Annotated in this window: 15 protein-coding genes and 1 tRNA gene; 9 read left to right on the top strand and 7 right to left on the bottom strand. The window is 49.7% G+C overall.

The annotated features are described in order from the left end of the window. The first annotated feature begins 41 nt into the window (after window positions 1-41). The 9 genes from PsB1_RS10345 to PsB1_RS10305 all read left to right on the top strand — a co-directional run bounded on the left by PsB1_RS10345 (window position 42) and on the right by PsB1_RS10305 (window position 14,398). Window positions 42-668, top strand: a complete 627-nt coding sequence (locus PsB1_RS10345) for an ATP-dependent Clp protease proteolytic subunit (RefSeq protein ID WP_284361156.1) — start codon at window positions 42-44, stop codon at window positions 666-668. 178 nt (window positions 669-846) lie between these two features. Continuing rightward, complete coding sequence (gene clpX, locus PsB1_RS10340) at window positions 847-2,118, top strand: ATP-dependent Clp protease ATP-binding subunit ClpX (protein ID WP_284361153.1); 1,272 nt, start codon at window positions 847-849, stop codon at window positions 2,116-2,118. Window positions 2,119-2,768: 650 nt separating this feature from the next. After that, a complete protein-coding gene (gene lon, locus PsB1_RS10335; protein ID WP_284361151.1) occupies window positions 2,769-5,171 on the top strand; it encodes an endopeptidase La in 2,403 nt (800 codons plus the stop codon). Between the two features lie 90 nt (window positions 5,172-5,261). After that, window positions 5,262-5,337 (top strand) — tRNA-Val (locus tag PsB1_RS10330). A 194-nt stretch (window positions 5,338-5,531) separates the two neighbouring features. Next, entirely contained in the window at window positions 5,532-6,605 is a 1,074-nt protein-coding gene (locus tag PsB1_RS10325; RefSeq protein WP_284361148.1) for an extracellular solute-binding protein, read from the top strand. After that, window positions 6,602-8,206 carry an ABC transporter permease gene (locus tag PsB1_RS10320; RefSeq protein WP_284361146.1) on the top strand — a complete coding sequence of 535 codons (1,605 nt, stop codon included), beginning with the start codon at window positions 6,602-6,604 and terminating at the stop codon, window positions 8,204-8,206. Before PsB1_RS10325 ends, PsB1_RS10320 begins: the two co-directional genes overlap by 4 nt. Continuing rightward, entirely contained in the window at window positions 8,203-9,234 is a 1,032-nt protein-coding gene (locus PsB1_RS10315; RefSeq protein WP_284361143.1) for an ABC transporter ATP-binding protein, read from the top strand. Before PsB1_RS10320 ends, PsB1_RS10315 begins: the two co-directional genes overlap by 4 nt. A gap of 183 nt (window positions 9,235-9,417) precedes the next feature. Beyond that, a complete protein-coding gene (locus tag PsB1_RS10310; protein WP_284361139.1) occupies window positions 9,418-12,765 on the top strand; it encodes a trifunctional glycoside hydrolase family 18/polysaccharide deacetylase/glycosyltransferase family 2 protein in 3,348 nt (1,115 codons plus the stop codon). A gap of 460 nt (window positions 12,766-13,225) precedes the next feature. Beyond that, window positions 13,226-14,398, top strand: coding sequence for a DUF3089 domain-containing protein (locus tag PsB1_RS10305; protein WP_284361129.1), 1,173 nt, complete (start codon window positions 13,226-13,228; stop codon window positions 14,396-14,398). Window positions 14,399-14,413: 15 nt separating this feature from the next. Here PsB1_RS10305 and PsB1_RS10300 read toward each other — a convergent pair whose 3' ends face one another. The 7 genes from PsB1_RS10300 to hrpB all read right to left on the bottom strand — a co-directional run bounded on the left by PsB1_RS10300 (window position 14,414) and on the right by hrpB (window position 23,348). Next, a complete protein-coding gene (locus PsB1_RS10300) occupies window positions 14,414-15,058 on the bottom strand; it encodes a glutathione S-transferase family protein (protein ID WP_284361127.1) in 645 nt (214 codons plus the stop codon). Window positions 15,059-16,007: 949 nt separating this feature from the next. Next, window positions 16,008-17,402 (bottom strand): NAD(P)-binding protein, encoded by a 1,395-nt coding sequence (locus PsB1_RS10295; protein WP_284361125.1) that lies wholly within the window; start codon window positions 17,400-17,402, stop codon window positions 16,008-16,010. Window positions 17,403-17,459: 57 nt separating this feature from the next. Further along, window positions 17,460-18,938 (bottom strand): Asp-tRNA(Asn)/Glu-tRNA(Gln) amidotransferase subunit GatA, encoded by a 1,479-nt coding sequence (gene gatA / locus PsB1_RS10290; protein ID WP_284361123.1) that lies wholly within the window; start codon window positions 18,936-18,938, stop codon window positions 17,460-17,462. Continuing rightward, window positions 18,938-19,225: an Asp-tRNA(Asn)/Glu-tRNA(Gln) amidotransferase subunit GatC gene (gene gatC / locus PsB1_RS10285; RefSeq protein ID WP_284361119.1), complete on the bottom strand. Its 288-nt coding sequence runs from the start codon at window positions 19,223-19,225 to the stop codon at window positions 18,938-18,940. Before gatC ends, gatA begins: the two co-directional genes overlap by 1 nt. Window positions 19,226-19,449: 224 nt before the next feature. After that, window positions 19,450-19,707, bottom strand: coding sequence for a hypothetical protein (locus PsB1_RS10280; protein ID WP_284361116.1), 258 nt, complete (start codon window positions 19,705-19,707; stop codon window positions 19,450-19,452). A gap of 158 nt (window positions 19,708-19,865) precedes the next feature. Then, on the bottom strand, window positions 19,866-20,852 hold the full coding sequence (locus PsB1_RS10275; RefSeq protein WP_284361113.1) for a threonine ammonia-lyase: 987 nt from the start codon (window positions 20,850-20,852) through the stop codon (window positions 19,866-19,868). A gap of 30 nt (window positions 20,853-20,882) precedes the next feature. Beyond that, window positions 20,883-23,348: an ATP-dependent helicase HrpB gene (gene hrpB, locus PsB1_RS10270; protein WP_284361111.1), complete on the bottom strand. Its 2,466-nt coding sequence runs from the start codon at window positions 23,346-23,348 to the stop codon at window positions 20,883-20,885. Window positions 23,349-23,351 lie beyond the last annotated feature (3 nt).

The following is a 23,351-nucleotide window of genomic DNA, read 5'->3' as shown; positions in this document are numbered from 1 at the left end:
TCAAGGAAACGAAGAGCCCGTTATGCTCCAAAGAGGCTATTATGACAGATCCAGTTACACGCGCGCTTGGCTTAGTGCCCATGGTTGTTGAACAAAGTTCGCGCGGTGAGCGGGCTTTTGATATTTTCTCGCGTCTGTTGCGCGAACGCATCATTTTTGTGTCCGGTCCAGTAGAAGATGGCATGGCAGCATTGATCTGCGCGCAATTATTGTTTTTAGAATCGGAGAATCCAAAAAAGGAAATCTCTATGTATATCAATAGCCCAGGTGGTGTTGTGACGTCTGGCCTATCGATTTATGACACAATGGAATACATTCGTTCGCCTGTTTCAACTGTGGTAATGGGTCAAGCGGCTTCTATGGGTTCGTTACTGCTCGCTGCTGGCGAAAAGGGAAGTCGCGTGGCACTGCCAAATGCGCGGGTGATGGTACATCAGCCTTCAGGTGGCTTCCGCGGCCAAGCCACAGATATTGCGCGCCACGCAGAAGATATCGTCGCAACCAAGCGCCGCCTAAATGAAATCTATGTCAAACACACAGGCCAAGACTATGATGTCATTGAGAAAACTTTAGACCGCGATCACTTTATGACCGCTGAAGAAGCCAAGGCCTTTGGCATAGTGGACAATGTTTTTATCAAGCGTGAGGATCCCAATAGATCGTCCTAGAGTCAGCGTGGCATCAGGCTAGTGAGGATAGCTTTGTGGATTTTTCCTATAGGCGGATGTCCATAATTGGTTTAGCCTTGCAACGGATTGTTGACAGGTTCTGTGCAAAACGAGACAAGTAAATTGAGGTGACCGTCTGTGTGTGCTTATTGCTACATTGTGACGGACTGGAGTGACTATGACAAAAGCAGCCAGCGGTGATTCAAAAAATACGCTCTATTGCAGCTTTTGCGGTAAAAGCCAGCATGAAGTCCGCAAGTTGATCGCAGGACCGACCGTCTTCATCTGTGACGAATGCGTCGAATTGTGCATGGATATCATCCGCGAAGAGAATAAAAATCAGCTCGTTAAATCAAAAGATGGCGTGCCAACACCCCAAGAAATCAAAGACGTGCTTGATGATTACGCCATTGGTCAAAATTATGCTAAGCGTGTGCTCTCAGTGGCCGTTCACAACCATTATAAGCGCTTGGCGCACGCCCAGAAAAATGGCGATGTTGAGTTGGCGAAATCCAATATTTTGTTGATTGGACCAACCGGGTGTGGGAAAACGCTTCTGGCGCAAACCTTGGCGCGCATCATCGATGTCCCCTTCACCATGGCGGATGCCACAACCTTGACCGAGGCGGGCTATGTTGGCGAAGATGTTGAAAACATCATTTTAAAACTGCTGCAAGCCTCAGACTATAATGTTGAACGCGCGCAGCGTGGCATCGTCTATATTGATGAGATCGACAAAATCAGCCGCAAGTCCGATAATCCATCGATCACACGCGATGTGTCGGGTGAGGGCGTGCAGCAGGCTTTGTTGAAATTGATGGAAGGCACAGTGGCATCAGTGCCACCTCAAGGGGGACGTAAACACCCTCAGCAAGAGTTCTTGCAGGTTGATACCACTAATATATTGTTCATCGCCGGTGGGGCTTTCCCTGGGCTTGATACGATTATATCAAGACGTGGAACCGGGGCCGGTATCGGCTTTGGTGCGAATGTTCGTAGCCCTGATGACCGTCGTACCGGCGAAGTGTTGCGTGAGTGTGAGCCAGAAGATTTGTTGAAATTCGGCTTAATCCCTGAATTTGTCGGCCGGATGCCGGTTTTCGCGACTTTAGAGGATTTGGACGAACCCGCGCTCATTCAAATTCTGACGGAACCCAAAAATGCACTGATCAAGCAGTATCAGCGATTGTTTGAGATGGAAAACACCAAGCTTACCTTTACGGAGGAGGCATTACGTTGCATTGCTACCAAGGCTATTGCACGCAAAACCGGGGCACGGGGACTCCGCTCGATCTTAGAAGCCGTTTTGCTCGAAACCATGTTTGACCTGCCCTCCTATGACGGCGTTGAAGAAGTTGTTGTCAACGGTGAAGTGATCGAAGGGCGTGCGAAACCACTTCTGATCTACGCAGAGCGGCGCGAACAACCAGCACCAGCCGTGGCGGGCTAAGCAGCTGGGTGATAGCTTGTTTGACTCTTTCGCGGCCGCATAAGCCGCATTTAGTCGTTGCCGCGCGCTAAGACCATTTCGTTGCCCAATCAAATCCGTTTTACCATTTGACGGTCTGTGCGGCAGCTCATCGACATAACGAACAAGAGCATGCTGACGAGGAAGATTATGAAACTTATCAAGCCTGTGTCCAACTCGTGGTCCAATGAAGCACCAAATAGGCAGCGCACTCTTTTGGCGTGGCATTCTTTACCTCTTCCTGATCGAACCCGAGCATGAAGAGTGGGACCCCTTGTTGATCGCGTAATACCCCAGGTTTAGTTCATGTTGGAGATGGTGTCCGTTCCTCGTGATCGTCATGAAGATAAACATCGAAAGGTGGGATTTTAACGGGGATTTCACATCGTAAATAGTAGGGTGACAGAAGTAGAAGACCGATTGTGGTTTCGCCTCAAGCGCTTGGTAGGGTTAGAAACGACCCCAATTGGCTATAGATCAGTCAATCACGGTTACACTCAAGGACTTGAACACGGAGCCAAGCGCATCCATCTGTGGACTATCGATAAGCCTCTTCTCTTGAAGGCTTGCCAATTGACATATACCGGGCCTAGTTCAAGGTCCCACCCTCATGATGAGGTTAAGGAAAGCCCATGACGAAGATACGCATCTTACCGCTTCTACCCCTGCGTGATATTGTGGTATTCCCACATCGGGTGTCGCCCTTGTTTGTTGGGCGCGAGAAGTCCGTACGTGCGCTAGAGGAGGCCATGCGCGGTGATAAGCAAATCGTGCTTGTGACCCAAAAGGATGCATCTGACGATAATCCAGGACCCAGTGATGTGCATAGGATCGGGGTTATTGCATCGGTTCTGCAATTGTTGAAACTACCCGATGGCACTGTCAAAGTACTGGTTGAGGGTAAGTCGCGGGTAGCCATTGAGAGCTTCGATGCTACAGAGCCTCTGTTCACAGTCAAAGTCAGTGAGGTTGAGGTAACCGATGCTGATACACCAGAAGCCAAAGCTCTATCGCGGACAGCGATCGAACAATTCGAAAATTATGTTAAACTCAACCGCAAAATCCCTCCCGAAATCGTGTCTGGGCTTGCGCAATTGCCTTCTGCCAACCAAGTAGCCGATGTGATCGCCGATAATCTGGCGATTAAGCTTGAGCAAAAGCAAGAGCTCTTAGAAATGATCAGCACCACCAAACGTTTAGAGCGTATTTTCTCCTTCATGGAAGGCGAAATGGGTGTGCTGCAGGTTGAGCGTCGGATCCGTAACCGCGTTAAAAGGCAAATGGAAAAGAGCCAGCGCGATTATTATCTCAATGAGCAAATGAAGGCGATTCAGCGTGAGCTTGGCGAACAAGAAGAAGGCCGCGATGAATTACAAGAACTAGAAGAGCTGATACGTAAAACAAAATTCACAAAAGAAGCGCGGAATAAAGCGGAAACAGAGCTCAAAAAACTCAAGCAAATGAGCCCAATGTCGGCTGAATCCACGGTCGTTCGCAACTATCTCGATTGGTTACTGGCCTTGCCTTGGGGCAAGGCGAAAAAAATCAAAAAGGACCTCGATGCCGCCGAGGCAGTGCTGGATGGCGATCATTACGGGCTTGAAAAAGTTAAAGAGCGTATATTGGAATATCTGGCTGTGGGTGCCCGAACCAATAAGCTGCGCGGTCCTATTTTATGCTTGGTCGGCCCGCCGGGCGTGGGCAAGACGTCCTTGGGAAAGTCTATTGCTAGAGCAACTGGTCGTGATTTTGTTCGAGTCTCTCTGGGTGGGGTGCGCGACGAGTCAGAAATTCGTGGCCATCGGCGTACCTATATTGGTTCCATGCCTGGCCGCATCATTCAATCGATGAAAAAAGCAAAGAGCGCTAATCCTTTGTTCTTGCTTGATGAAATAGATAAAATGGGGTCAGATTATCGCGGTGATCCTGCGGCAGCTTTGTTAGAAGTATTAGACCCAGAACAGAACAACACGTTTAACGATCATTATCTGGAAGTCGATTATGACTTATCAGATGTTATGTTTGTAACAACGGCCAATTCACTCAATATGCCCCAACCCTTGTTAGACCGGATGGAAATCATTCGGATCCCCGGCTATACTGAAGATGAAAAGGTAGAAATCGCGAAGCGTCATTTGCTCAAAAAGCAAATTGAGGCCAATGGGCTACGCGTGGGTGAATTTTCGCTTTCAGACGAGGCTATGCGCGAAGTGATCCGGTATTATACCCGCGAAGCCGGGGTGCGGGGGTTTGAACGTGAGATTGCCAATCTTGCACGTAAAGCTGTGCGTGAAATTACCCAGAACAAAAAGCTTGCCATCGATATAATCCCGACCAATGTCAAAGACTATTTGGGTGTGCGTAAAGTCCGCTTTGGTGAGGCTGAAACCGAAGATCAAATCGGGGCGGTGACCGGGCTTGCTTGGACTGAAGTGGGTGGCGATACTTTGACCATTGAAGCTGTCTCGATGTTTGGTAAGGGCCGCATGACAGTTACGGGCAATTTGCGCGATGTGATGAAAGAATCAATCTCTGCGGCCAGCTCCTATGTGAAAGCGCGCGCGGCACAGTTTGGGATTAAGCCAACTTTATTTGACCAAACTGACATCCATGTCCATGTGCCAGAAGGGGCTACACCTAAGGATGGGCCATCTGCCGGTGTGGCGATGATGACAGCGATTGTTAGTCTTTTGACCAGTAATCCTGTGTCGCGTAATGTAGCCATGACCGGTGAAATCACCCTGCGCGGTCGGGTTTTGCCCATTGGCGGCTTGAAAGAAAAGCTCTTGGCGGCGCTTCGGGCGGGAATCAAGACCGTGCTGATACCCAAAGAAAATGAAAAAGATCTCGAAGATGTACCCGACAATGTGAAACAGGGCCTAACCATCCTTCCAGTTTCTACCGCTGATGAAGTGCTGCTCCACGCATTAACCCGGCCGATTGTCCCGATTGATTGGAATGAAGACGATGCGGCAGCAGCCTTAGCTAAGCGCTTGCCAGATGATAGTGAGGGTTCAGGCGCAACAGCACATTAAGGCGCTCATGCACCACCTTTGAAACGGGTTTGGCTTGGCTGCTTTGCAGCCTTGCCAGATACCCCTGCCAAACCCTAATAGAACCAAGTGGGGCGGTTAGCTCAGTTGGAAGAGCATCTCGTTTACACCGAGAGGGTCGGCGGTTCGAGACCGTCACCGCCCACCATTCCCCGTCAGCTTCATCGAAGTTTACACCCAGCATTCAGGCGCACTCACTTCGAGTTGTACTTATGGACTCAACAAGATAGAACTGGTGCGCTTAATCTTCCAGTGACAAGCGATACCATCCCGCCGGAAGAGTAAGCTGGTCACCTGCGACATTGGCTTGCAGGAAAGCCTAGGCTGTGACATGACCTGTTGATGATGCGAACCATTCTCAAAAAGTCCTGCCCTCCCCTATCGACCTGTGCCTTAATGGCGATGCTTGCCCTCTTTAGTGTTACAGCATGTGGTCCATCTGAGCAGGAAAAAAATAGCAAAGGTGTCGTCAATATCTATTCGGCGCGGCATTATGATGCTGATGAAGAGCTCTATGACCTGTTTAAAAAGACCACAGGTATCGAAGTTAAACGCATCGAAATGAAGGGCGATTTATTGCTGGAGCGGCTAAAGGCCGAAGGTAACCAAAGCCCCGCTGATGTGATTTTGCTGGTGGATGCAGGAAATTTCTGGCGCGCGCAATCGGCTGGCCTGTTTCAACCGGTACAATCGGCCAAGCTTGACGCCAGTGTGCCCAAGAATCTTCAGGGAGCTAACAAGGATTGGTTTGGCTTCACTAAGCGCGCCCGTGTAATCGCATATGATCCTTCTCGGATTAAGCCTGAACAAGTTGCAACCTACAGCCAATTGACCGACCCAAGCCTGAAGGGCCAAATCTGTGTGCGCCCATCGAGCAATGTCTATAATCTCTCCATGATGTCAGGCTTTATTCAGGAGTGGGGCGTCGCCAAAGCCGAAACTTGGGCCAAGGGTGTTGTGGCAAATTTCGCCCGCCCACCAGAGGGTGCTGATACCGACCAACTTAAAGCAATTGCGCAGGGTCAATGCGCCATATCGTTGGTCAATCATTATTATGCCGTGCGCTTGCAGCGCTCTCTTGATCCCGCTGAAAAAGCCATTGCAGCTAAAATCGCACTTTCCTTTCCAGATCAGAAAGGAGAAGGAACACATGTGAACGTATCAGGTGGCGCTTTGGCCCGCTATGCCCCCAATAAAGCCAATGGCATCACCTTTTTAGAGTTTTTGGTTAGCCCCCCCGCGCAAGCTATTTTTGCCAAGGCCAATGATGAGTTCCCAATTTTAACAAGCGCCATGGATGACAATAGCGCATTAAAAGGCCTTGCCGGGTTTAAAGAAGCGCAAACACCAATGACGGTCCTTGGAATCAATCAGGGGGAAGCGCAAAAGGTTTTTGATCGCGCAGGCTGGAAGTGATCACGTCTGACGGCCTTGATTTACAAGATACTGATGCATCCTACACTGGGGCAACCTTGGGGTATACAACCCTTGTTCGAAGGCAGCACAGCCGGGTTAAAGGCTGGGTACTCCTAGCCTTCGTGATGGCCATACCAGGTTTGCCTGTGCTCTTTGCCTTGGCAGCTGCCTGCCAGCCTAGTGCCAGCTTTTCCCATATTGTTGACTGGTTATTAACTGACATGGTGTGGACAACGGTAAAGTTGGCGGTGATTTCCACCTGTGGTGCATGTATGATTGGGGTTGTGGCAGCTTGGTTGGTCACAGCCTATGACTTTTGGGGACGCGGTCTGCTTAGCTGGACTTTAGCACTTCCACTGGCCATGCCTGCTTATGTGGCCGCCTATGCGTGGGGAGATTTAACCGGGTCGCGCGGATTTTATGTTGCGGTACTTGTATATATTACAACACTTTATCCCTATGTCTATCTGGCAGCGCGCAGTGCTTTTGAAGCCCAATCTGTGTGCGCCTTAGAGGCTGCGCGTCTCTTAGGGGCTGGCCCCCTTACCCGCTTTTTCAAAATTGCATTACCTCTCGCCCGACCTGCTATTGGTGCTGGCGCTGCATTGATGGGCTTAGAGATTGCCGCCGATTTTGGGGCCGCTGACCATTTGGGCTTATCAACATTGACCACCGGCATTTTTAAAGCTTGGTTTTCTTTTGGCGATCTCGCTGCGGCTGCACGTCTTGCAGCCTTATTGCTGTTGGGTGTGATTATTTTGGTGTGTTTGGAACGTGCGAATAGATCGGGCCGAGTTGGTGGGGGGGCCAGCAGCTGGCGCAGCTTGGTGCGGGTCAAGCTGAAAGGGGTTTGGCATGGTTTTGCAAGTCTAGGTTGTATTGCCCTACTTAGCTTTGCCTTAATTGTCCCAATTGGTCATTTGATCCTTCTCGCCATAGCCAACGGTCTACCAGAGCGCTCACTCCTTCAACCTATAGCCTCTACCGCTTTTTTGTGCATTCTAGGAGCCAGTGCAACCTTAATCACGGCGAGCCTAAGCGCCTTTTTGGCGCAAAATGGTAAAAGGGTTAAAGCGTGTGTGCATGTGGCCAGCCTTGCAGGTTATGCGACCCCCGGTGCGGTCACAGCATTAGGAATTTTGGCCGCGCTTACGTTCGGCGGACATCATTTTGTTGCCGCTTTGAGCGGTCCTGTTGCCATCTTTGGCTTGACCTATGCTTATGTGGCACGCTTCAGTGCCGCTGGACTTGAACCGATCAGTGCAGGGCTGGAGCGATGTACAAGGTCTATGCTCGAAGCCGCAGCGACTTTGGGTGCCAATAACTGGCAGCGCTTTTTGCGTCTTGAAGCACCGTTAGCTGTGCCTTCGGTCTTTGCCGCCGCTTTGATCATCGCGGTTGAAATTGCTAAGGAATTGCCCGCCACCACTTTGTTGCGCCCTTTTGGCATCGATACATTAGCGGTGCGGGCGCACGCCTATGCTGCTGATGAGCGTCTGGGCGCAGCAGCATGGCCAGCTTTAGCGATTGTTGGTTTGGCCCTAATCCCAACGGTGTGGTTTTCCCATCGCTTATCCAAATCACGCGCGGGCCAAAAATGACCAATTTTGTCTTAGAAGCCCGCGCGATCAGCCGAACCTTTGGGGAGGTGAAAGCCTTGGATGAGGTTAGTCTTGGGCTTGAGCCTGGCAAGGTCCTAGCATTATTGGGCCAATCTGGCTCAGGGAAAAGCACGCTGTTGCGGGTCCTCGCAGGCCTTGAAACCATACAAAGCGGGCAGGTTTTTGCCAATGGTTTGCTTGTTAGTGACACCAACTTCGTCATGCCCCCCGAAAAGCGTCCATTAGGCATGGTGTTTCAAGACTTTGCCCTTTTCCCGCATCTGACGACCTTAGCCAATGTTGCTTTCGGCCTGCGCGACACCAATCCAGCGCAGCGCCGTGCCCTAGCATCCAAATGGTTGGAACAAGTTGGCCTTAGGGATCGGGCAAGTGCCTATCCCCATGAATTATCAGGTGGTGAGCAACAGCGCGTTGCCCTAGCCCGTGCCTTGGCCCCAGAACCAAAAGCTATATTGATGGATGAACCCTTTAGTGGACTTGACCCCCATTTACGCCTTGAACTTCAGACAAGCATGCTCAAAACCCTACGAGAAGCAGGGGTTGCCGCCTTAATCGTCAGCCACGATACCCAAGAAGCCCTTGGCGTCGCCGATAACGTTGCCATTTTAGAGAAGGGTCGCATTGTGCAAAGCGGGCTGCCACGTGCAGTTTATCAAGCCCCCAAATCCCTAGAAGCCGCACGAGCTTTAGGGCCGCTCTGGACCTTGTCCGCATGCGCGAATAATGGTCGGGTTGAAACACCGGTTGGCGGATTTGAAACCGCTCTTGTTGGCCCAGTCCGTCTATGCGCTCGCCCAGAAGCCACAAGCTTTACTCGCAAACAAACGGGCAGTTTTGTTGTCACCGATGTGCGTGGGGTTGGCCGTTTTGTAACCATAAGCCTGAATGCCATTACCGACCCAGCCACCCACATCACAGCCCTATGCCAAGCCGCCAGCGCCCCTAAGATCGGGGATAAGGTCGACGTTCAAGTTGAAGCTGCTGACGCGTTTGTTTTTCGGGCTTAGAAAAATATCAGACAGCAAAATCCTGTTTGTCGCCCGTGTTGGGATCCGTGCATAGTGTCAATCTTTTCCTTTGATCATTGGGTAGCCCAAACGGTTGTTAGTTGGCCAATTGATAGGACATGCATGAAACATAATTTAGCCCTAGATCAAGATCACAAGGAAAAATGATGAGGTGATTTAGAAATGAGCAAGCCAATTTTCTACGATGCAAGTGGCAAAAGGTTAAAATTAACTGTGTCGGGCTTGCTGGGTGGACTGTTGGTTATCTTGATCCTTTTTGCTATGTTCATTTGGACTTTGATCGTGGTCCCTATCCCAAATGAGATGCAACTCAGTTTCGAAAGGCCATATCCACTAACCATCACGCAGCACATCAATCATTTGCATCAGAAGTTAATTAACTACACCAACTGGCTTCCAAAGCCATCGCATGCCAAAAGACAAGCTAATCCAACAAAAATTGGATTTTATATTCCACAAGATGACGTCTCCTTCGCATCACTTGTTAAAAATATCGACAATCTGGACTGGCTGATTTCGGCGCAAGGTCAATTATCGGATCAAGCACCAAGATTATCCATTATACCAGACATGAAACTGAATGCTTTGATTGCCAGCACCACACACCCCCCTAAAAGACTTTTGATGATACAAAACTTGAGTCATGAAAAATGGGACATAGTAACACTATCTAAGATTTTTAAAGATCCGGTATTTCGAAAAAAATTTATAATCGAAATCAAAAATTACGCGGTTCAACATCATTTTTCTGGTATTGTATTTGACTTCGAAGATTTCCCAAAAGAGCTACACCAAATTTATCCAATTTTTTTAAAAGAAGCAAAAAAAGAATTGATCATCAATCAGCTTTTGCTCGCGATTACTGTGCCTGTGGCAGACGATCAATGGGATTTAAAATCATATTCCAGAATTTGTGACAAAATCATTCTTATGGATTATGATCAACATTGGGTTGGTGGCCCAGCCGGACCAATAGCTTCACAAAGCTGGTTCGTACAGGGCTTAAACAAAGCCATCAAGGCCATTGGTTCTGACAAAACGATCGTGGCTATTGGAAATTATGCCTATGATTGGGCCCATGATGGACATAGGAAAACAGAGGCGCAAGCCAACACAATCGAAGAAGCTTGGCTTAACGCACATGATAATGCTGCAGCGATACAATTTGACCCTGAAATCGGCAATTCAAGCTTTAACTATGAAGAGGCAGGAGTGCCTCATCAAGTCTGGCTGTTAGATGCCAGTAGCTTTTATAATCAAGTTAAAGCCGCTGAAACAGCGGGAGTTTCGGGCATCGCTCTTTGGCGACTTGGGTCAGAAGATCCATCCATTTGGAATGTGATGAAAACGATAGGCACAAACAATCGGCCAGACCTATCAACGCTGCAATCAGTCAGTAATGTTGAAGTAGAAGGTAATGGTGAGGTATTCCGCATAAGCGAAGTACCCAAACTCGGTCGAAGACAAGTTCAATACAATAAAGATGGCTTGATCGTGAATGAAACCTTTCAATCACTCCCAACACCTTATGTTATCAATCGGAAAATGGGGGGGGATCATTTATTAGCTCTAACCTTCGATGACGGTCCAGATGGGGTCTGGACTCCTAAAATTCTAGACATTCTAAAAAAGGAAAAAGCCCAGGCCACATTTTTTGTCATTGGCGAAAATGCGCTTCTTCACGCTCCCATTCTCAATCGCATCATCGAAGAAGGCCACGAAATTGGAAACCATTCTTACACCCATCCAAACCTTGCAAATGTGACAGAAGAAGGAACAAAAATAGAATTAAACCTCACTGAAAGATTAGTCGAAGCCTATACAGGGCGAGCGATGAATTTATTTCGAGCTCCATATTTTGGCGATGCTGAACCAACCACACCAAATGAGTTAATTCCAGCCCTAAATGCTCAAAATCTTGGTTACACAAATGTTGGGTTGCATGTCGATCCTGGGGATTGGCTCAAGCCAGGTGTGGAGTTTATTGTTCACTCCACGCTCCATCAAGTTATGTCAGCCAACGCAGACAGAAGCGGGCAGATCATTTTATTGCACGATAGTGGCGGAGATCGAGAGCAAACCGTAAAAGCCCTACCGCTGATCATTGAAGCCCTTCGCGCTAAAGGCTATCGATTTGTCACAGTGTCCCAATTAATGGGCAGACCAACCCACGAGATCATGCCAAAAGTAAAAGGAGAAGATTTAGCCTCTGTAAGAGAAGATATTGGTGTTTTTTTACTAGTAGCTTCTGTTAAATTTAGCCTTAAAATACTGTTTATCATCGCGATCATGCTAGGCATCGTGCGGGCTTTAGCTCTCACAATTTTAGCGATCCGACAAAAAATAAAATCTCGCGATCTTATTCCCCCAAACATTAATCCAGATTTGTTTGTAAGCGTAATTATTCCAGCCTATAACGAAGAGAAAGTAATTGCCTCATCAATTGAACGAGTTTTGCAAAGTGAGAATGCGAATATTGAAATAATCATTGCCAACGATGGCTCAACCGATCGAACGTCTCAAATCGTCAGAGACAAATTCGCCCATGAACCCAAAATCACCCTGCTCGATTTTGAAAATGGAGGAAAAGCGAGTGCATTGAATAAGGCGCTCAAATGTGCAAATGGGAAAGTTATTGTCGCCCTGGATGCAGACACACAGTTTGAGAAGTCAACGATTGCCAAACTGGTTCGCTGGTTTGAAGATGAAAGTATCGGTGCCGTAGCGGGCAATGCAATGGTTGGAAACGCCAATAATCTCGTGACCAAATGGCAAGCGATTGAGTATGTCACTGCCCAGAACCTGGAACGTCGAGCATTAGCTGGATTTGATGCAATTACTGTTGTTCCCGGTGCGGTGGGGGCTTGGCGTAAAGCTGCATTGACAAGTGTAAATCATTATCCCGAGGACACCATAGCTGAAGACCAAGATCTAACGATCGCTATCCAACGAAAGGGCTGGAAAGTGATTTACGATGATGATGCTTATGCTTGGACTGAAGCACCTGAAAGCTTCAAGGCGTTGGAGAAACAACGATTTCGCTGGGCGTTTGGTACTTTGCAATGCCTTTGGAAGCATCGATCTATCTTTAAGGACATGAAGCCAAAGGGCTTGGCCTTAATTGGTCTTCCCCAAGCTTGGCTGTTTCAGATCATCTTTTCCCTGATATCACCGCTCATTGATTTAATGTTGGTTCTCAGTTTGATAGGTACAATGAATAAAGTCCATCAACATGGAATAGCTGCTACCCAAACCGATTTGATTTTAATGTCTTTTTATTGGGTTGGCTTCTTGATGGTTGATATCGGGTGTGGTTTCATTGCTTATCGCCTAGAAAAGCAGGCCAAAAATTACCCTGTATTTTTGTTGGTGATACAACGCATTGTCTATCGGCAAATCATGTATTCTGTTGTCATTAAGGCGTTTTTTTCAGCAATTACCGGTCTATGGACGGGCTGGGGCAAATTGGAGCGAACTGGACGCGTCAAACTAGAAAATGCAACTACATGAACCAAATCCTAGATGATTTGAAGGTTTTTGGCCAATTTAGGATAGAGTGTCAATCTTATAGGCCTCTGCCATGTTAATCCTATTTGATCTAAATTCTATGGTGGCTTGCTCGGTCTTTATCGATCTTGCTCCATGTTAGTGACGCTGTGGGTAGACATAGTGTTTGCTTCGGGTTCACAAGCACTTGAGAACTAGGTATGGCTATAAGAATGCACTTATCAGGGTTTGTAAGGCCCCTAAGCTGGCATGAAAGATGAAAGCATTGGCTTGATAAAGCCATTTGTTTTTTTGGTGTATACAGCATTGTTATGCCACCCAGATCACCCGGGAAGATGGACGATAGCTTAGGAATTTATATGTCTTGGCGACACGCAACCATTAATTGGAACACTTGGCTTAAGCGATGACCATGGGCGATGTGCATTCAAGTCTTTAAACCAGCCTGCTTTGGACAAACCCCATGAAACACCATTGGTGGCGAATATTTGTGTCTGGGATCCTTGGCCTTCTAACTTTGGTTTCGCTGACAGCATATTTCATGCGCGACAATTTGTTTCGTGAACTGATCGAGCCTGCAGTGCCTTTTCAGGTGGATGAGCCACCACCACCCCCCGATTATAGTGATGCGGCCGCTTGGGCATCTCGTCCACAAGAAACCCGTACCATGCCCCGGCAAACTGCACTGCGCCCAGCCAATTTTGGAAAAGCCGATGTTTTTTTGATCCATCCCACGACCGCATGGTCAGGTAATACCGGCTGGAACATGGATATTTCCGACACAAGCTCACGCACACGTTTGGAAACAATTGGTTTACCCAATCATGGTGAGCCCTTCGCATCGGCGGGGCCTTTATGGGTCCCACGCTATCGCCAAGCGGTATTGTTCGCACTTCTGTCCCAGCGTGACGATAGCCATGAAGCACTGGATCTTGCCTATCAGGATGTGGCGCGTGCCTTTGACACCTTCCGCCAGGCCCGTAATCCCGCCCGACCGTTTGTTTTGGTTGGTATTGGTCAAGGCGGCCTGCATTTATTGCGTCTCCTCTTGGAAAAAGGAGATTTGGGCCCGAAATTGGCCGCGACCTATTTTATTGATCAAGCCGTACCTACATCACTTTATCAAGGCAGTGCTGCCCAAACGAGTTTTCCAAAACCATGTCAAAATGCTCAACAAACCCGATGTATGCTAGCCTTCATCGAGTTGGATGGGGGGGATGATTGGGGCGAGAAGATTATCAAGCAAAGGTCAACAATCTGGACACCTGAAACCGGCTATCGGGCCTTAAACGGGCAGGCAATTGCTTGTGTCAACCCTTTAACGGGGTCGATTAACCGACCCAATGCCCCTGCCATTAGCAATCGCGGTTCTGCAGCTGCTAGTGGATTAGAACGGGGCACGGAGCCCGCCTTATTGCCCGCAGAAACTGGAGCAATTTGTCGCAGAAATCTGTTGTGGGTTGAGGTCAACCGCCCTGCTGCTCTTACAAAACCACGGTTTGAGTTAGGAACATTCTATAAGATCACTGGCTATAATTTGTTCTATGCAGCCTTAGCAGGCGACGTCAAAACCAGAGTGGATGCTATGGATTCACTCAATACTCGCCCAGCACCAATCAAGCCGGATGTACCTTAAGCCAAAAGCCAAAATTTACATGCCAAACCGATCTTTCATCGCCGCGCTCATCTCTGAAAGGGCAGTGACGCTTACGGCATCTTTTTCGCGGCTTTTCCAGTATTTGGCTAATTTCTTAAAAGGTTTGAGTGGTGCTTTAACGCCCAGATTCGGCAAAAGGCGAACCACAAAGAACAGGCTGGGCGTGATGGCGCAATCGGCCAAGGTGAATTTGTTGCTAGCTGCGTGCTTCTTGCCTGACATCACATGGTCTAAATGGCCCAGAGCCACATTGACGTCATGAAGTACAGCGGCAATCGCTTCAGGGCTTTTCCCCGGCCCCAAAAGGGCGAATACTTTACCCATAGCGGGGCCTAAATAAATGTCATTGATGCGCGAAATCAGGCGCACCTGCGCACGTTCTTCAGGCTTGCGCGGACGCAAAGCGGGCTTTGGATAGGCATCTTCAAGAAATTCGAGAATGACTTCTGACTCTGGCAAGGACGAACCAGCCTCGGTGATCAAGCAGGGAATCTTACCGATCGGATTGATCGCCAAAAACTCTTCACTTTTCATGCCGCCACCTGGGGGTGGCAAATACTCTACCGCTAAGCCCTTGGCCGCAATTTGCATTTTGACCCGTTGCACAAAAGGACTTAAGTCCCTTCCATATAATTTCATCGATTTAGCTCCCTAGCTTGCACTTCCTCTACCAACCCAATTTAATATTTGCCCCAATTAAAATATGTGGCCGGTGACAGTTACACCCCATTATGTGATCAGATTGCTTAAGACTAAACCAATGTGGCAAACATTTATCCCGATTGACTGCCAAAAAACATGACAACTTAGAGGGCGACTTAACTTGGTTCAAGCCGAATGTCTAAATGTGTTACTTGCATCTATTTTCATTAAATGACCAATATCTAGGGGTAATCGGTGGCAAAGCATGATCTGGGGGCTCAAACTTTACCTAAAAGGATTGACAAACATCAAAGCCTTCCCTCTGCAGCTGAAATTCAAAGTGGATTCTATTAGGTCGCGTCACGACATTGATTGATTGGCGGGCGCAATGTGAGGCAATTGTACAGCGTCAATTCTTATTTCAGCGATCTCCTATATTAGCCGATCATGCCAATCCTGAGAGAAATCTATATCAGATTGAGCCTTCGATCATGATCACTTTGGACGGTTCACGGATACATAAAGTTATGTAAAATCAAATTTTTGCTCTGTCTTGGCGCATTCCTAAACAATGCGATCAAGAAAGCCTTTTACGCTATCGCAAAAAACCGACCAATGCTACGCCCCTCAAAGAGGCGTTGCTTGATAGCTACTCAGGCAACACAATAGTCTCACAAACCAATGACAGCAGCTGGTATATACAATGACATATTCGCCCAAAAAGACTAAGGATCCAACCTGCATCAACCCTGATTATGGGAATATGCCAGATCGTGCTCAGGTTGTAGGTTTCCTAGTAGACGCATCACCCTTGCCCTAGGTGCAAACTTATATCCAATGAGCATTACTTTTTACCAAGCCCTTGGTTTGGCTAGTTAAGTTACACAGTTTTCCAAATCGCCACCTCTTATCTCTTCATCTTGTACAAAGTAGGCTTGGTCACGCGTTAAGATGGCGGGATCATTTTGGATAGATTAGCGGCAGCTGGCATGGCGAACTTGCGAAACTTCTTCAACACTGTTGTTCGATGAGCGTCATCTGGGTCTATTGCGGCGATGAGTTTGCCAAAGCCATCCAGTCGAGATTGGCGTATCCATTCGCGTAATTTGGGATCTTGATTCCACGCAAATTGGTTCATCATATTGCCAAGTACCGCACGAGGATAAGCATCTAACGTCCGGGGCAAGGGAACCGATCCACATAGGCCATTTTTTGTAGTATCATCGCCATAATTTACCTCAACATAGGCCGTCAGTGCCGCGCTAAAGGTGGGCTGAGGAATGCGTATCATTTGTGGCACGATCAAATGACCTTGGAACACAGGCACCGTAGGGCGATCCTCCACTGCACTGGCCGAACAATCGATGAAGAGGGTGTTTTCACCAAAACTCTCCTGCCCGCCTTCTAGCACCACCAAAGACGGGCTTATGGTGGTGACACGGCCCTTACGGATCACATGCTTGATCTTGGCCAATTGTGCGACTTCACCGGTTGAGACAGTGGCATAGCGATGGACACTTGGGCGCACGTTTGGATCAATCCGCAGCATAACACCACATGCTTCCAAACGGTCAAACAAATCGTCAACATCATGCGCCAATGCACAAGCTTCCATCATATCGGCTTGACCGCCGATGGTTTCGTCAAAGAAGTCGATACCTGGTTGGGTTTTACGGCGATTGAGCAGCCAAGAATCGCGCGGCATGATCCAACTGATTGCCTCTGGGTCAGCGCCTGACGCCAAAAGCCAGCATGCTGCGTCCATCCCGGTCTTGCCAGCACCAACGATTACAAAATGCTTGGGCATGGTTTGACTGCGCTTCCACAAATGAGGTAGCTCATTGAGAGGCACAAAGTCCACGCCTGGTTCAACAACAAACTGCGGCTTGTGCGTGGACGGCACCGTCGTACCAAAAAAGGTGGCATCAACGGTTTTCTTCTTGATCAAAAGCTGGGTTTCTTTGCCCGACAGCAGAGATACAAAACGCCCTTCACCCAAATAATTTGCCATCGGGAAATAGTTAACACGCCCGCTTGCCAACAGGCGCTGGTTCATCACTTTCTCGAAATAGCCACTTACTTCAGGGCCTGAAGCAAGTTCGTATAGGCCCTGATTAACCCCAGTTTGGTCAATGCGGTCTTGGCCCAGGGGTATGGAATTCACCCCATAAAAAGCAGAAGGTTGATGCAAGGTCACAAAACTATAGGCATCGTTCCAATGACCACCTGGTTTGCCGTGACGATCTACTATTGTTATGTGGGCGTCGGATTGCTCCAACAACGTATCGGCGAATGCAAGACCGACCGCCCCTGCACCCACAATCAGATAATCGGTTTGCATCTGTGCCCCCTAAACTAAACTCCAATCCATATCAAGGCAGGAGGCGCTTATCAGGAATTACCACCATTTTTTAGGCTTGGCGTTAAAGCCTGCTTGGGCTTCCAGCGCCCCGCCCACTGCCAATATGGTCTCCTCATCTAAGGCTCTACCAATAACTTGCAGGCCCAAGGGTAGGCCATGCGCATCAAGTGAAGCAGGCAGTGAAATCGCCGGTAATCCAGCAAGATTTGCGGTCACCGTAAACACGTCATTGAGGTACATCTGGATCGGATCAGCGCTTTTTTCGCCAATGCCAAAGGCGGCGAAAGGTGCGGTCGGGGTCAGAAGCGCGTCACAGACCTGCCAGGCTTGCTTAAAATCATCTGCAATCTTGGTTCGCACCCTTTGAGCGCGCAGATAATAGGCATCATAATAGCCAGCTGAGAGCACATAGGTGCCAATCAAGATACGCCGCTTAACTTCATTGCCAAAGCCTTGCGCGCGGCTTTGCTCATAGACTTCGGTCAAGGTATCGCCAGCGGCCCGTGTGCCAAACCGCATCCCGTCATAGCGCGCAAGATTGGACGAGGCTTCGGCAGGTGCCACGATATAATAGCAAGGCAAAGCATATTTGGTGTGGGGCAAGGACACATCGACAATGGTTGCGCCTAAATCCTGGAGCCAAGTCATGCCTTGGTGCCACAACTTTTCAATCTCATCAGGCATGCCATCTACGCGGTACTCCTTAGGCACACCGATCTTAAGCCCCTTAACCCCGCGCTTCACCGCAGCCGCGAAATCAGGTACCTCTAGAGAGAGGCTGGTTGAATCCCTTGGGTCATGCCCACACATAGAACCCAACAAAATCGCGCTATCTTCAACAGTTTTAGCGATAGGGCCCGCTTGATCCATAGAACTTGCAAATGCGATCATACCATAGCGGCTTGCGCGACCATAAGTCGGTTTTAAGCCAACAGTCCCAGTAAATGCTGCTGGCTGGCGGATGGAGCCGCCTGTATCAGAAGCGGTTGCCGCCAAGCACAAATCAGCCGCGACAGCCGCCGCAGAGCCACCCGATGAACCGCCTGGTGTTAAAGCCACATTGCCACTCTCTTGGCGCTTCCAAGGATTGATAACTGGTCCAAAGCGACTGGTTTCGTTGGAGGAGCCCATGGCAAACTCATCCATATTGAGCTTGCCCAACAGGACCGCGCCATCGCGCCACAAATTCGCGGTCACCGTACTTTCATAGGTAGGGGTAAACTCACCTAATATACGTGAGCACGCTGTGGTGCGAACACCTTGGGTACAATAAAGATCCTTAATGCCTAATGGCAGGCCTTCCAAAGGTCCCACAGCACCACAACGGCGTCGGGCATCAGAGGCTTCCGCCATCTCCATTGCCTTTTGCGGCGTCGTTGTCACATAAGCATTGAGAATTGGGTTGACGGCCTCTATCGCATCATTGAAAGCGGCTGTCAGCTCGACGCTGGAAAATGCCTTTGCCACCAGCCCATCACGCGCGGCCGATAACGTTAGTTCAGTTAATTCAGTCATTATTCCACCACTTTAGGTACGACAAAAAAACCATCGGCACTTTGTGGAGCATTGGCGACAATCGCCTTGGCTTGGCCACCATCGCTGATCACATCATCGCGTAGAGGCAATGTGAGCTCCACCGCACTGGTCATGGCTTCTACCCCCTCCACATCGACCTCCTCTAAAAGATCAATCCAACCTAAAATAGCGTTGAGCTCTCGAGCTAAGCTTTCCAATCGAGACTCTGGTTCATATATACGGGCCAATCGCGCAGCACGACGCACCGTTTGCAGGTCAACAGACATATGAATTATCCTTTTCAACTGGGGTCTGTCGTGATTGACTGGAAGTGTTGATGAGGTGCGTGCAACCCTTTTCATGACTCTAGAGGCACACGTCGTTTCTATAGGACCCCCACGGATTAGAGCAAGGATTCAGGCCAGTTATGATGCTATTTCTCTCGCCAAAGCTGCATGGCTTGAGCCTAACGGGCCAATGCTGGCTTCCTAACGGGTCTAAATTCTTAAAGTCACGATTGTGGTTGTTGAGTTTGGCTTTCGAACAGAGGATATGTTTCAACTATCTCATGATGAGAAGGTATTATATGATATTTCATTGTCTCAATGGCTTCGGCCTGTGTTCGTGAAACGAACATGCTAATGCCAATAAAGAAAATCCATAATCCTACTGAGAACACAAACTCTTTCATGTCCAACTCCATGAGCAAATATTCTTCATCGACAATTTTTGTTTCACCTGTGCTTCTATCCCTATTTGTCTCAGCCACATGTTAAGTATTTCCCACAATCTTTCTTTAACCTAAAACAATCGAATTATGGCAGGAAGCCCTAACATGCTAAACATACTTGGACTTAAATTCTTACCATTAGACAATTTTTGTGACTTATTTACATATGTCCACCCTGATGAAGCAGCACCCTAATGTCATAGCAAATGGGCTTGTTGCAAAGCACGTATGAAAATCTCTTTGTCAACATTACCGCCACTGCCAGTCACTGCGATCACACGACCTTGACTTTCCACTTTTCCCGCAAGAACCGCTGCCAAGGCTGCAGCACCACCTGGCTCCAGCACAATGCGTAAATGTGTAAAAGCAAAAGACATGGCATGGAGCACTTCTTCATCGCTGACCGCAACTCCTGTTGCTCCGATGCGCATCAAGATCGGAAAGGTCAGTTCGCCAGGAATCTGCGTCATCAGCGCATCTTGGATCGAGTGGGTGCCCGGCTCGTTGGCGACGCGCTCGCCCTTGTGCAACGAGCGGGCAAGGTCATCATGGGAAACAGGCTCTGCGCAGATAAGTTTAGTCTGTGGTGACAGCGCTTCCAGCGCCAAGCCAATCCCCGCCGCCAAGCCACCACCGCTGGCGCACACGACCAAGCTGTCCAACTCATAGCCAGCGGCGCGCACTTGATCGATCATCTCTAACCCACATGTGCCTTGACCGGAGATCACATCAGGGTGGTCAAAAGGCTGGATCAAGGTTGCGCCTGTTTCCTCTGCGATCTTAGCTCCAATGGCTTCACGGCTTTCCAAAATGCGGTCATAGGTCACAATTGTTGCGCCATCGCGGCGCACGGAATCGAGCTTACCTTTTGGAGCATCGGATGGGACAACAATGGTTGCCGCCATGCCTATATGCTTGGCTACAAGGGCAATGCCTTGGGCATGATTGCCCGAAGAAAAAGCCACCACCCCTTTTTCACGCACTGAAAGTGGGATTTTGAGGAGCGCATTGGCGGCCCCCCTGATCTTGAAGGCACCGCGCGGCTGCAAGCATTCAGCCTTGACAAAGATCCGCCCTCCAGTGGCATCGTCTAAGGCGTCCGCGCGTAAAAGCGGGGTTACAAGGGCGAGTGGGCGAATACGTGCATCGGCTTCAAGCACATCTTTGAAAGTAGGTAAGGTCATAGGCTTTCCTCCGCTGCTTGAAATCGTTGGTCAAGAGCGTGGTTTAGCGCGCGCAGTGGGCTTTGCGTTTGCGGGGTCTTGCGGCCATACATGACGGGGGTAGCGCGCCTTCATGTCCTTGCACACATCTTGCCACCCGCCTGTCCAAAAAGCTGGCAAATTGGCAGTAACAGCAACAGGCCGATGGGCTGGAGACAAGAGCTGAAATACCAAAGGCACCTTTCCGTCCGCTAGCATTGGATGGGTGCGAAGCCCAAATAATTCTTGCACGCGTACCGCAACCGTTGGCCCCTGCTCTGCGGCATAATCAATCAAGTGGTTAGTTTGAAGCGGGGTTTCAAACCGGGCGGGGGCGGCTTTGCCTATGGCTTGCAACTGCGACCAGCCCAAATAGGCTTCCAATGCGTCGCCGACATCTAGGTCACTCAAAGCTTTGATCCCGACCAAGGCAGGCGCCAACCAATCGTCCAATTGCGCCATAAGCGCATCTTGTGTGAGCTGCGGCCAAGCTTGGGGATCCTGCTTGGCAAGCCATTCCAACCGATCTTGCAAGGCTATAGCTTTGGGAGTCCAGCTTAAAATTGACAAACCATGGGCCTTAACCGCATCGAGCAAGCCAGCCTGATAGGCTTGCGGGGATATTTGGCACGGTGCCTCATCCAAAATCAACGCGCCAAAGCGGCGTTGTTGGCGGGTGCGAAGGGTGCCGCTTGGTCGATCAAATTGGGTGAGAATGCACGTTTCTATTAGACCGCCAAACAGTCCTTCGATGTCGCCTTTGGTTAGGCTGGCTGCCTCACCAATACGGGCACGGGCCGCTTGGCCCATCAGCGCGCCAATAGCTAAATAATCCGCCCCAGCTAAAGCCTCACGGGGGTCAAGTTCGCCGCCCCGCCCATTGACCATCACAAAGCCGCCTTGTCGATCACGTGCTTTGGCTACGCGCTCTGGATAGGCCAAAGCCAAAGCGCGCCCGGCTTTTTCTGGTTCTACGGGCTCACGCGCACCAATCTGGCGCGCCCAATTTTGCGCCAGCGCACGCGCTTTAATGGCACGTGGGGAGTTGTCACGCTGGAAACCGATAAGCCGCGCACTGATATCGGTTTGGTTGCCGCCCAGACCTTTTTCACTCAAAAGCCCTGCCACGAAAGCCGCTGTAGAACCAAAGCCCAGCTCGCCAGCCTTGACGATCATATGGGCAAGACGTGGCGGTAGCCCAAACTCAGACAGACGTTTCCCATGCGCTGTTTGGCGCGGCAGCTGATCTGGCGCATTTTCCAGCGCCTCTAAATCCATCAAAAGCTTCACCGCTTCTTGCCAAGCAGTCCTTGGCGGGAGATCAAGCCAAGATAAAACACCGGGATCGGTGATGCCAAAGCCAGCCAAAGTCAAAACCAAGGGGGCTAAATCGGCTTCCAAGATTTCTGGACGGTCAAAAGCAGGAAACGCCCCCATTTGGGCCTCATCCCACAGCCGATAGCATTGCCCGGGGGCCGTACGCCCCGCCCGGCCGCGCCGCTGATCACAGGCAGCACGGCTACATCGCACACTCTCCAAACGGGTCAGGCCAGTTTCGGGATCATAGCGTGGCCTCCGACTTAGCCCGCCATCGACTACAATGCGCACCCCTTCAATGGTCAAACTGGTCTGCGCAATCGCGGTGGATAGGATGATCTTTCGTCTGCCAGCTGGGGCCGGAGCTAAGGCCTGATCTTGCTCAGCAGGGGACAGACTGCCGTGCAACGGCACGACCAGACACTTTGAATCCAGATCTTTGGACGCAAGAAAGTCTTGCGCGCGATTGATGTCCGCAAGGCCTGGCAAAAAGACCAATATGTCGCCTTCGCCTTGCTTAAGGGCCAAAAGGGCGGTCTGAGCAGCCTGAATTTCTAGAGCGATATCCGCTTTGCGGCCAATGTAAAAGGTATCGATGGGATAGAGCTTTCCCGCACTCTCCACGATGGGTGCGCCGCCCATCAGCTCTGAAAACCTACCGCCATCCAAAGTGGCTGACATGGCGATTAAGCGTAGGTCCTCGCGCAGGGCGGCCTGACTTTCGAGTGCTAAGGCCAGACCCAAATCGGCGTCCAAATTGCGCTCATGGACTTCATCAAACACAATGGCGGCAACCCCGTCCAACGCCGGATCATCCTGCATTCTGCGCGTTAACATGCCCTCTGTAATGACTTCAATGCGGGTCTGTTTGGTGATGTTTTTATCAAGGCGAACATGATAACCCACCGTTTGGCCCACCGCTTCGCCTAAAACGGCCGCCATCCGGCTGGCCGCGGCGCGGGCAGCTAATCGGCGGGGTGATAGGACCAATATACGCTGCCCCGCGCACCAAGGCTGATCGATCAAAGCCAAGGGTACAGCCGTGGTTTTCCCGGCACCTGGTGGAGCTACGAGCACGACATTGGTTAACTTGGACAATTGTGCCAATAGGTCCGGTAATACCGGATGGATCGGCAAATCGGGCGGGATCACGCCCACCATCGC

The sequence above is a fragment of the Candidatus Phycosocius spiralis genome, from assembly GCF_030158815.1.
GTDB classification, from domain to species: domain Bacteria; phylum Pseudomonadota; class Alphaproteobacteria; order Caulobacterales; family Aquidulcibacteraceae; genus Aquidulcibacter; species Aquidulcibacter spiralis.
Note: the sequence above shows the minus strand (reverse complement) of the source record. Positions and strands in the feature narration are given on the sequence as shown.

Coding starts and splice junctions, on each gene's coding strand:
- clpX (WP_284361153.1), top strand. CDS start 847: ATGACAAAAGCAGCCAGCGGTGATTCAAAAAATACGCTCTATTGCAGC.
- gatC (WP_284361119.1), bottom strand. CDS start 19,225: ATGTCTGTTGACCTGCAAACGGTGCGTCGTGCTGCGCGATTGGCCCGT.
- PsB1_RS10295 (WP_284361125.1), bottom strand. CDS start 17,402: ATGCAAACCGATTATCTGATTGTGGGTGCAGGGGCGGTCGGTCTTGCA.
- PsB1_RS10275 (WP_284361113.1), bottom strand. CDS start 20,852: ATGACCTTACCTACTTTCAAAGATGTGCTTGAAGCCGATGCACGTATT.
- PsB1_RS10345 (WP_284361156.1), top strand. CDS start 42: ATGACAGATCCAGTTACACGCGCGCTTGGCTTAGTGCCCATGGTTGTT.
- PsB1_RS10305 (WP_284361129.1), top strand. CDS start 13,226: ATGAAACACCATTGGTGGCGAATATTTGTGTCTGGGATCCTTGGCCTT.
- PsB1_RS10325 (WP_284361148.1), top strand. CDS start 5,532: ATGATGCGAACCATTCTCAAAAAGTCCTGCCCTCCCCTATCGACCTGT.
- hrpB (WP_284361111.1), bottom strand. CDS start 23,348: ATGGTGGGCGTGATCCCGCCCGATTTGCCGATCCATCCGGTATTACCG.
- lon (WP_284361151.1), top strand. CDS start 2,769: ATGACGAAGATACGCATCTTACCGCTTCTACCCCTGCGTGATATTGTG.
- PsB1_RS10315 (WP_284361143.1), top strand. CDS start 8,203: ATGACCAATTTTGTCTTAGAAGCCCGCGCGATCAGCCGAACCTTTGGG.
- PsB1_RS10310 (WP_284361139.1), top strand. CDS start 9,418: ATGAGCAAGCCAATTTTCTACGATGCAAGTGGCAAAAGGTTAAAATTA.
- gatA (WP_284361123.1), bottom strand. CDS start 18,938: ATGACTGAATTAACTGAACTAACGTTATCGGCCGCGCGTGATGGGCTG.
- PsB1_RS10300 (WP_284361127.1), bottom strand. CDS start 15,058: ATGAAATTATATGGAAGGGACTTAAGTCCTTTTGTGCAACGGGTCAAA.